Annotated in this window: 8 protein-coding genes; 3 read left to right on the forward strand and 5 right to left on the reverse strand. The window is 67.7% G+C overall.

The window, feature by feature from the left end; translation table 11 throughout:
• Positions 1 to 3: 3 nt before the first annotated feature.
• From DESFRDRAFT_RS14465 to DESFRDRAFT_RS14480, 4 genes are all read right to left on the reverse strand, one after another.
• Positions 4 to 1,167: a HAMP domain-containing protein gene (locus DESFRDRAFT_RS14465; RefSeq protein WP_005995103.1), complete on the reverse strand. Its 1,164-nt coding sequence runs from the start codon at positions 1,165 to 1,167 to the stop codon at positions 4 to 6.
• Between the two features lie 170 nt (positions 1,168 to 1,337).
• Positions 1,338 to 2,099, reverse strand: a complete 762-nt coding sequence (gene pstB / locus DESFRDRAFT_RS14470) for a phosphate ABC transporter ATP-binding protein PstB (protein ID WP_005995104.1) — start codon at positions 2,097 to 2,099, stop codon at positions 1,338 to 1,340.
• 76 nt (positions 2,100 to 2,175) lie between these two features.
• Complete coding sequence (locus tag DESFRDRAFT_RS14475; RefSeq protein ID WP_005995106.1) at positions 2,176 to 3,654, reverse strand: ATP-binding protein; 1,479 nt, start codon at positions 3,652 to 3,654, stop codon at positions 2,176 to 2,178.
• Between the two features lie 4 nt (positions 3,655 to 3,658).
• Complete coding sequence (locus DESFRDRAFT_RS14480; protein WP_005995108.1) at positions 3,659 to 4,342, reverse strand: winged helix-turn-helix domain-containing protein; 684 nt, start codon at positions 4,340 to 4,342, stop codon at positions 3,659 to 3,661.
• A gap of 280 nt (positions 4,343 to 4,622) precedes the next feature.
• Here DESFRDRAFT_RS14480 and DESFRDRAFT_RS14485 point away from each other — a divergent pair, with 280 nt between their 5' ends.
• From DESFRDRAFT_RS14485 to murB, 3 genes are all read left to right on the forward strand, one after another.
• Positions 4,623 to 5,882, forward strand: coding sequence for an ABC transporter substrate-binding protein (locus tag DESFRDRAFT_RS14485; RefSeq protein ID WP_005995109.1), 1,260 nt, complete (start codon positions 4,623 to 4,625; stop codon positions 5,880 to 5,882).
• Between the two features lie 5 nt (positions 5,883 to 5,887).
• Positions 5,888 to 8,350, forward strand: a complete 2,463-nt coding sequence (locus DESFRDRAFT_RS14490) for an ATP-binding protein (protein ID WP_005995110.1) — start codon at positions 5,888 to 5,890, stop codon at positions 8,348 to 8,350.
• A 190-nt stretch (positions 8,351 to 8,540) separates the two neighbouring features.
• A complete protein-coding gene (gene murB / locus DESFRDRAFT_RS14495; RefSeq protein ID WP_043794960.1) occupies positions 8,541 to 9,389 on the forward strand; it encodes a UDP-N-acetylmuramate dehydrogenase in 849 nt (282 codons plus the stop codon).
• Positions 9,390 to 9,396: 7 nt separating this feature from the next.
• Here the strand turns inward: murB and DESFRDRAFT_RS14500 are convergent.
• On the reverse strand, positions 9,397 to 9,768 hold a 372-nt coding region (locus DESFRDRAFT_RS14500; protein WP_233489619.1), incomplete at its 5' end, for a hypothetical protein.

The following is a 9,768-nucleotide window of genomic DNA, read 5'->3' on the forward strand; positions in this document are numbered from 1 at the left end:
TCCTCAGCGAGCCAGACGCCGGCCCAGACGGTGGGCCATCTCGGTCAGGCTCGCGGCCAGTCCCCCGACCTCGTCATGGCTTTTGACGGAAAGCGTCGCGGTCAGCCGCCCCTCGGCCAGATCCCGGGCAAAGGCGGCGCACCGGCGCACCGGCATGCCGAGCAAAGCGCCCATGGCCACGGCAAAGGCCAGACCGAAAATCAAAATGCCCCAGCCGGCAAAGCCGAGCACAAGCCGCAAGCCGTTGAGCGATCCGGCCAGTCCGCCGGCCTCCCCAGCCACCTCGGCCAGAGACGCCCCGCCCAACCGGGCGGCCCCGGCCAGGGCGGCATGCTCGGCTTCGAGAATCTTGCGCCCCGTCTCCCGCAGGGCCTTCCAGTCGGCAAGGACCGCCGTCACGGCCTGGCGATAGTCGGCCAAGGCGGCGAACACCGGGGCAAGCCGCTTAGCCTCGTCGTCGGAACCGGCCCTGGCGTCGCGAAGGGCGGCCTCGGCCGCGTCGAAGCGGGCCCCGGCCTCGGTCAACCGGGCCGGATCGCGCTCGCCCCGGGCCTCACCGGCCGCGACGGCCACATCCCGGCCGGCGCGCCGGGCCGCCTGGGCCAGCTTCAGGCGGGAGGCCAGCTGACGCAACACGTCGGGCGCGGGATAGCGGGCGGCCAGCGCCTTGTCCCACTGGGCGGTCTTCTGTCCGATGTAGTCGTCCACGGCCGCGTCATAGGCGGCTTCGGCCTCGGCCAGCCGGGCGCGGCTGGCGCTTAGCCGCTCGTTGGCGACGACCGACGACTCGGCGGCCTTTTTGTAGGCGTCCAGAAAAAAGCCGATCTTGCCGGCCTCGGCGGCCAGATCCTTGAGCTCCGGACGGGAGGCGGCCTCCTGGGCGGCGTGCAGCACGTCGGCCGCCTTGGCCAGATTCCGCTTGGCCCGTTCCAGGGATTCGCGATCGGAACTTAAGGCATAGTCCCGGATGGACTGGGAGGCCAAAAGCAGCTGGCGTTCCACGGCCACAGCCAGATCGGCCCGAGGCAGGCGCGTCGTTTCCAGAGCCTTGAACCGGCCGGACAGGGCGTCGAGGCGGGAGACGGCGAAAAGCCCGAGCAACAAGGCGGCGACGGCCGCCACGCTGACGGCGGCGGCGATCTTGAGCGGATAGAGCGGAAACCTCATGCCGGTGCGTCCTTTGTTGGTTGCGGATGCGGCACGGGGGCGGCGGGATACGGCGGACCGGGCTCCCGAGCTATTGCCCGATCCATAGCGGGTATTGGCGCGAAAACAAAGGGGGGCAAAGCCCCCCTTGACGTACTCTCGCGCGAAGCGGCGTATGCGCCCGGCCGGCATCAGCCGAAACGGCCGGTGATGTAGTCCTCGGTCTGCTTCTGGGCCGGGCGGGTGAAGATGGTTTCGGTGGCGTCCACCTCGACCAGCTTGCCCATGTAGAAAAAGGCGGTGCGGTCCGAAACGCGGGCCGCCTGCTGCATGCTGTGGGTGACGATGATGATGGTGAAATTGCGCTTGAGCTCGTGGATGAGCTCCTCGATCTTCTGGGTGGCGATGGGATCGAGCGCCGAGGCCGGCTCGTCCATGAGCAGCACTTCCGGCTCGATGGCCAGGGCCCGGGCGATGCACAGGCGCTGCTGCTGGCCGCCGGAAAGCCCCAGGGCCGAATCGTGGATGCGGTCTTTGACCTCGTCGAAAAGCGCCGCGCCCTTGAGGCTTTTTTCCACCTGCTGGGAAATGTAGGTGTTGTCCCGCACCCCGCCCACGCGCAACCCGTAGGCCACGTTCTCGAAAATGCTCTTGGGAAAGGGGTTGGGCTTCTGGAAGACCATGCCCACCCGGCGGCGCAGTTCCACCACGTCCAGACTCGGGGCATAAACGTTCTCGCCGTCCAGGGTGAGCTCCCCTTCCACCCGGGTGCCGGGAATGAGGTCGTTCATGCGGTTGAGGCAACGCAGGAAGGTGGATTTGCCGCAGCCCGAAGGACCGATCAGGGCCGTAACCTGCTGCTCGTAGACGGTGAGATTGATGTCCTGGAGGGCCTTGAACCGGCCGTAGTAGAAATTGAGGCTCTTGGCGGCCATTTTTACGGTGTCGGGCATGGGAGGTTCCTTTTCGTTCGGTTACTGTACGCGCGGGAGCGTCTTGCGCGCAGCCTGCATCCCAGGTGTGGAAGTTTCATGACGATTGGGTCGATGGTCCGAGACAAACCGTCGCCGCCGCCTCGGGCTCGGGGCGCGCCAACGCGGGCAGGGTGAAATAAAACGCGGCCCCGGTCATCTCGCCCCGTCCCCGGTCGGCCCATATCCGGCCGCCGTGGCGTTCCACGATATGCTTGACAATGGCCAGGCCAAGCCCCGTGCTGCCCTGGGTTTTGGAGCGGTGGCGCTCCACGCGGTAGAAGCGCTCGAACACGCGCTGGCGTTCCTCGGGGGGAATGCCCGGCCCCTGGTCCAGCACGCCGAAGGTCACGGCCCGGGCCTCGGCGTCCGGGCAGGCGGTCATGGCGATGCGCGAGCCCTCGGGCGCGAACCGGGTGGCGTTTTCGAGCAGGTTGCGCCAAACCTGGGTGAGCTGGCCGCCGTCGCAACGCACGAAAAGTTCCGTTTCGGGCAGATGGTTGTCGAAGGAAAGGTTTCTGGCGTCGGCCAGGGTCTGGCATTCGCGCACGGCGTCGGCCAGGGCGGCCACGGCGTCGGTTTTGGGCTCGGGCCGGTCGCTTGCGCGCTCGTCGCCCTCGTCCGGCTGCTCCTCCAGACGGGCCAGGGTCAAAATATCGTCAACCATCTTGGACATATGGTTGGCATTTTTGAGGATCACGTCGAGGAACCGGCGTTTTTCCGGGGCCAGCTCCGGCGCGGCGGCAAGGAGCGTCTCGGCGTAGCCCTTGATGGAGGTCAGGGGGGTGCGCATCTCGTGGGTGACGTTGGCCGCGAAATCGCGCCGCACCCGGGACAGCCGCCGGGTTTCGGAAACGTCGTGGAAGACCAGCACCGCGCCGTGGTCGCGCCGGCCGCCGACCGGGTCGAGCCCGAGGCGCACCAGGGAGACTTCGTAGTAGCGTCCCGGCCCGAGCTCGATCTCCAGGGTCGAGGCCGCGGGCAGATCCGCCGCCGCCTCGCCGAGGAGCTGGTCGCAGGCCATCTGCAGCTCCGGGCTCGGCGCGACCTCGATGGGCCGGCGGCCGACCACGTCGCCCGTCACCGGGGCGATTCGCCGCAGTGCCGGGTTGGCCACCCGCACCTTGCCCGCCGCGTCGAGGACCATCACGCCCTCGCGCATGCCGTCGAGAATGGCCTCGAGCTGGGTCTTCTGGTCGGTGATGGTGCCGATGTGGGATTCGATGCGCCGGGCCATGTGGTTGACTGCCTCGGCCAGGGCGGAAAATTCCCCGCCCGGGGACAGGTGGATGCGGTGGCGGTAGTCGCCGTCGCCGATGGCCCGGGCCACGGCGATGACCTCGGCCAGGGACCGCGACAGCCGCCGGCCGACCAGCCAGTAGACCCAGCCGGCCGCGAAAAGCGCCCCGCCGTAGGCGAACAGCCGCTCGGGCCGGGTCAGCGTGGCGGGCAGCAGGGAAAGCGCGGCCAGACAGGCGGCGGTCACGGTCAGGCAAAGCGCCGCCGCGCGCAGGCCCAATGTGCCGGTAGCGGCCACCTGCCTACTCCTTGAACCGGTAGCCCACACCCCGGACGGTTTCGATCATGCGGGCGCAGGAGCCGAGCTTCTGGCGCAGCCGGCGGATGTGGGTGTCGACCGTGCGGGCGTAGCCCTCGAATTCGTAGCCCCAAACGGAGTTGAGCAGCCTGTCGCGGGTGAGCACCCGGCCCGTGCTCTGGAACAGTTCGGCCAGAAGCCGGAATTCCGTGGCCGTCAGCGCCACTTCCTCGCCGTCGAGCGTCACCCGGTGCGCGCCGAGGTCCACGGACAGGCCGTCGCGGGAGAGCACCTGCCGCCGCTCCTGTTCCGGGGCGTGGCGTTTGAGCACCGCCCGCAGGCGCAAGATGAGCTCCCGGGGGGAAAACGGCTTGACCACGTAATCGTCGGCCCCAAGCTCCAGCCCCACGATGCGGTCGACCTCCTCGCCCCGCGCGGTCAGCATGATGATCGGCGCGGCGGCGGTCTTGGGATCGCGCTTGAGTTCCTTGCAGACCTCGAAACCGTCGAGCCCGGGCAGCATGAGGTCCAGGATGATGCCGGCCGGCGGCGTTCGCCTGGCCTTGGTCAGGGCGTCGTAGCCGTCCTTGGCCGTTTCGGTGGCGAAACCCGCGCTTTGCAGGTTGAAGGCGAGCAGTTCGACAATGTCGTCGTCATCTTCAACTATCAGGATGGAATCCTTGGACATGCGTCACCTCGGAGTTTTCGTCGCTCGAAAGAACATGACGGCTTGACGCGCGGATGAATGGCGCGTGACGATTGTGTGACACCGGACACGCAATCCCACAAAACCGCACTCCCGCATCGCGCATATCTGGCGCAATCGCCGGGCGTGGCCCGGATCGCGGTCCGACGCATCCATCGCCGTCACCACACCGTCGTGGTTTGACGCTTGCTGCAAAACTGCCTAGAAGGTTGTAAAGCGTCAAATAAAAAACCGGCGGGACCAAGCCAAAAGGATCGGGATGATGGCGGGCAGGTTACGCGCGTTCGCTTGCGTCGCCCTGGCGGTGGCGGAGCTTGTCCTTTTTACGGCCCTGCCCCGCGGCGCCGCCGGTGAAAAACCGCCGTCCATCAAAATCGGGCTAAGCGCCGGCTTCTCGGGACCGACCCGGGCCATGGCCCTGGAACTCTACCGGGGAGCGCAGGCCGCCTTTGCCGCGCGCAACCGGGAAGGCGGCATCCACGGGCACCCTGTGGAGCTGCTCGCCGCCGATGACCGCTACCAACCCGATCCGGCCATCGAAAACATCGTGCGCTTTCTGGTCGCGGACAAGGTGCTCACGCTTTTTTCATCGCTCGGCACGCCGACCGTCAGCCGTGAGTTGCCGGTGCTGCGGGCCTACGCCAAGCAGGGGGCGCGTCTTTTCTTCCCGGTTTCCGGGCTCCAGGCCTCCCGCGTGCCGCCCTACGTCCGCTATGTCTACAACCTGCGCGCCTCCTACCGTCAGGAGATCGAAGGGCTCGTCGCGGCGTTCGTCGCCCAGGGGCGCTCCCGCATCGCCATCTGCCACCAGGCCGACGCCTTCGGCCGCAGCGGCTGGGACGGCGCGCGCCGCGCCCTGGCCAAACGCGGCCTGTCGCTGTGCGGCGAGGCCACCTTCGCCCGGTCGGTCGGCGCGGACGAGGATATGACGCGGCAAGTCGTCCTGCTCGCCGACTGCCACCCCGACGCCGTGCTCATCGTCGGCCCGGCTCCGGCCTGCGCCGCCCTGATCCGGGACCTGCGCGGCCATGGCCTGACCATGCCGGTCGGCGTGGTATCCTTCGCCGGCGGGGAAATCCTGTTGCGCGTCCTGATCGACGAGGGGAAACGCTGCGGCCGCAACCTCGAGGACGGGCTGGTCATGTCCCAGGTGACGCCCGACTGGCGCGATTCGGGACTTCCCGCTTCCCGCGACTACCGCCGCGACCTGGCCGCCCTGGCCCACGCGCCGGTCCCCCCGGGCGGGTGGGACAAGCATCCGCTCGCGGGCAGCGCCACGGGATTCGAGGGCTACCTCAACGCGCGCCTGCTTCTGGCCGTGCTTGCGGCCATGGCCGATCCCCAGGACCGGGCCGGACTGGACGCGGCCGTGGCCTCCCTGGGACCGGTCGACCTCGGCATCGGCGTACCGGTCGTCTTGACCGGCCCCCACCACCAGGGCCTTGACAAGGTCTATCTGTCCACCGCTTCGCGCGGCAGGCTCGTGCCGCTGACGTCCATGCGGATCGCCGCCGGAGACTGACACCCGTGTCGACAATCTTTCGCAGAACCCTGATCGCCGTCATTCTGGTTTTCGGCGTGGCGGCCAACGCCACGGCCCTGCTTTCGGCCTGGCTGCTGCACCGTCACCTGACCGACGAATACGTCACCAAGGGGCGGGCCATCGCCATGGCCATCGCCGCCGCCAGCCCCGACGCCCTGGTCGCCGACGATGACGCCGCCGTCCAGGCCATGATCGACGAATTCCTGCACATCGACGGCGTGGGTTACATTTTCGTGACCGACCGCCAAGGCATGGTGCTGGCCCATACCTTCATTCCGGCCATGCCCAAGGCGCTGCGACACGAGACAAGCGCCGCCGTCAGCCAGACCCATCTGGAGGGTATTGGCGACTATCTCCAGGTGACGGCGCCGATCCTGGCCGGCGAGGCGGGCCATGTCAGCGTCGGCATGGACAAGGTCGGCATCTGGCGCGTCATGCGCGGGGCCGTCATGCGGCAGGAAGGCCTCATGCTGGCCATGCTGTGCGTGGCCGTGCTGGTCTTTTACGCCCTGGTCGGCGGCATCACCCGTCCCCTGGTCGAGCTGGCCGGCTACGCGGTCAAGATCAAGGACCACGACTTTTCGGCCAAGCCCCCCGAAACCGGCGACGACGAGGTCGGCATCCTGGCCCGGGCCATGGAATCCATGGCCGCCCAGCTCTCCCTGCTCGTCTCCGATCTCAAGCGGGCCGTGGCCGACACCACCCGGGACCTGGAGGATTCCCTGGCCCACACCAGGGCCATCATCAACAACCTGGCCGACGGGCTGGTGGTCCTCGACGCCGACGCCCGCATCACCCTTTTCAATCCGGCCCTCCTCGCCATGTTCGGCAAAAAAGCCGAAGAGGTGGCCGACCAGCCCGCCGCCGAAGCCTTCCCGCAAGCCATGGCCGCCATGGCCGGGGCCTGTCCGGCCGCGAACCAGGCGACGGCCGCCGAGGTCCGGCTGGCCAACGGCGGCACGGGCAAGGCCGTGGCCACCGGCGTGCGCCTGGCCGGCGAGGAACGCCGCGCCACCATCATCCTGGTGCGCGACATCACGGTGGAAAAAGAGGTGGACCGGATGAAGACCGAGTTCATCTCCACCGTGTCCCACGAGCTGCGCACCCCGCTCACCTCTGTCCTCGGCTTCGCCAAGATCATCCGGCGCAAGTTCACCGACCTGGTGGCCCCGGCCCTGACAGAAGCCACGCCCAAGACCTGGCGCGGCGCGCAGCAGATTCGGGAAAATCTCGACATCATCGTGGCCGAGGGCCAACGCCTGACCGAGCTTGTGGACGACGTGCTCGACATCGCCAAGATGGAGTCCGGACGCTGCGAATGGAACATGGCTCCGGTGTCCCTGGCCGAGACGGCGGGCCACGCCGTACGGGCCGTGGCCGGTCTGGCCGCGCGCAAAGGCATCAGCCTCGAAAACAAGCTGCCCGCGAACCTGCCCCGCATCCTGGGCGACCGGGACAGGCTGATCCAGGTGTTCGTCAACCTCCTTGGCAACGCCGTGAAATTCACCGAACATGGCGCCATCGTCGTGGAAGGCTCCGTCGACGGCTCCGAAATTCGCGTCGCCGTGCGCGACTCCGGCTCCGGCATCGCGCCGGCGGACCTGGAGCGCATTTTCGAGAAATTCAAGCAGGCCGGCGACACCCTGACCGAAAAACCCAAGGGCACCGGCCTCGGCCTGCCGATCTGCCGCCAGATCATAGAGCGCCACGGCGGGCGCATCTGGGCCGAAAGCGAACCCGGCCAGGGCAGCGTGTTCCGCTTCACCCTCCCCATCCTGGCGGAAGCCGCCGACACGCCGGCGGCGCCCGTCCGCCACCCGGCCGTGGCCCCCGGAGACAACACGCAGACGGAGATGCGCCACATCCTGGTCGTCGACGACGACACGGCGGTGCGACGCTTCCTGGAAACGCTTTTCACCGACGCCGGCTACATCGTGGCCACGGCCGCCAACGGGGCCGAGGCATTGTCCCTGGCCGCGAACTGGCAGCCCGAATGCATCACCATGGACATGCGCATGCCGGGCATGGGCGGCAAGGAGTGCATCCGCCGCCTGCGCCAGAACCCGGCCACCAGCCATATCCCGGTGGTGGTGGTGTCCGTGGTCTCCAGCCGCGAACGGGCCGAATCCGGCGCGGATGCGGCGCTGGTCAAACCGGTGGACCAGGAAGCGCTGCTCGCCACCGTGCGCGGGCTGCTCGAAGGCCAGGACCCGGAAAACACCCGCCCCTGCCTGGTACTTTCCCGCAACGGCGGCCGCGAGGTCAGCCGGCGGTTCTTCATGTGCCCGGGAGAAGCCACGATCCTGGGCCAGGAAGCCGAACTGTGGCAGGCCGTGGAAGGCGGATTCCAGGGCACGGTCTTCCTGCCCGCCTCGCTCGGCCACGCCATGGACCTCGAACGCCTGCTCGGCTTCCCGGGCCTGCATGTCATTCTCATTCCTGATTAAAGCGCTGGGGGAAACCCTTGTCTTTCGAAAGGGTTTCCCCCAGGCCCCCATCCCAAAGACTTTTGACCGTAACGGGTTATGGTTCGTTACCTATTCACATTATTATAAAATTTAGGAAGGGGAGAGCGCGAGAGGGGAGAACCCTTTTTAAAGGGTTTCCCCTCTCGCACTTCCTTTCCTTAAATAAATCATGATTCCATTGACGATGCTCAATTCGTACCGGGTCGAGGCGTATGCGGCCTGTTGTCTGTTTCCCCGGACGGCGGCGGAGCTGGCTCGGGCGCTTAAGTTTGGGGACGGGGTGGCCGTGCATGTGCTTGGCCACGGCTGCAACGTGATTCTGTCGCGGCCGTATTACGACGCCACACAACGGTTCGTGTGTCTGCGGGAGCTGGAAACGGCCATTGTCGTGGACGGGGAGCGGGTGCGGGCCGGGGCCGGGGCGCGGCTGCGCGACCTGTGCCGGGCGGCGGCCAGGGCCGGCCTGTCCGGCCTGGAAAACCTGTGGGACATTCCGGGGAGTGTGGGCGGCGCGGCCTGCATGAACGCCGGAGCCTACGGGACCTCGTTTTACGACGCGGTCACGGCCGTGGAAGCGCTTTTACCAGGTCGGGAGGACGTGACGATGCTGTCCCGCGAGGAGTGCGCGCCCGCCTATCGCACAACGGCCTTCCAGGGCGGACCGGGCGTGGTCACTGCCGTGCATTTGCGGCTTTCGCCGGACGATCCGGCCCGGATCACGGCGGCCATGGGACGCATCGGCAAGCTGCGCCGGGGCAGGCTCCCCTACGACCTGCCGAGCGCGGGCAGCGTGTTTCGCCGCCCCGAGGGCGCGCCGCCGGTCGGGGTGATCATGGAGGAGGCCGGGCTCAAGGGATTTGGCATCGGCGGGGCGCGCATCTCCCGCCGCCACGCGGGGTTCATCGTCAATGCCGGCGGCGCGACCGGGGCCGACATCCTGGCCGTCATCGACGTCATGCGGGCCGCCGCCAGGGAACGCTACGGCGTGGAACTGAGGCTGGAACAGGTGGTGATCTAAGCGCGCGCTATTGCAGCACCACCCACTTCTCCCCGACCTTGGTGAGCCGCAGCGTCATCTGCTTTGCCCCGCCAATGGAGAGCGGACCGATGGTGGCGTCGGAAACGATGGTCACGGTCGCCTTGTAGACGCCGTCCTTGCCCTTTTCCATGTTGTCCACCTGGAAGCCCTGGATGTGGACGGTCTGGGACAAAAGCCCCATGAAATCGTTGCGGGCCATGGCGTCCCGGAACGCCTGTTCCACTTCCGCGTTGGTCGGGCCCCTGGAACATCCCGCCGCCGCGAACAGACACAGCGCCATGGCCAATGTGGCAAGAACTCGCATCATATGCCCCCCATATTCGAGCAGTTGCCACAGCCGCGCTGAAAATGAAAGGCG

This window comes from Solidesulfovibrio fructosivorans JJ] (assembly GCF_000179555.1).
Classification (GTDB): domain Bacteria; phylum Desulfobacterota; class Desulfovibrionia; order Desulfovibrionales; family Desulfovibrionaceae; genus Solidesulfovibrio; species Solidesulfovibrio fructosivorans.

What these genes read in the sequence shown, in the direction of transcription:
- DESFRDRAFT_RS14465 (WP_005995103.1), bottom strand. Translation starts at nt 1,167, where the DNA reads ATGAGGTTTCCGCTCTATCCGCTCAAGATCGCCGCCGCCGTCAGCGTG.
- DESFRDRAFT_RS14485 (WP_005995109.1), top strand. Translation starts at nt 4,623, where the DNA reads ATGGCGGGCAGGTTACGCGCGTTCGCTTGCGTCGCCCTGGCGGTGGCG.
- DESFRDRAFT_RS14480 (WP_005995108.1), bottom strand. Translation starts at nt 4,342, where the DNA reads ATGTCCAAGGATTCCATCCTGATAGTTGAAGATGACGACGACATTGTC.
- murB (WP_043794960.1), top strand. Translation starts at nt 8,541, where the DNA reads ATGATTCCATTGACGATGCTCAATTCGTACCGGGTCGAGGCGTATGCG.
- pstB (WP_005995104.1), bottom strand. Translation starts at nt 2,099, where the DNA reads ATGCCCGACACCGTAAAAATGGCCGCCAAGAGCCTCAATTTCTACTAC.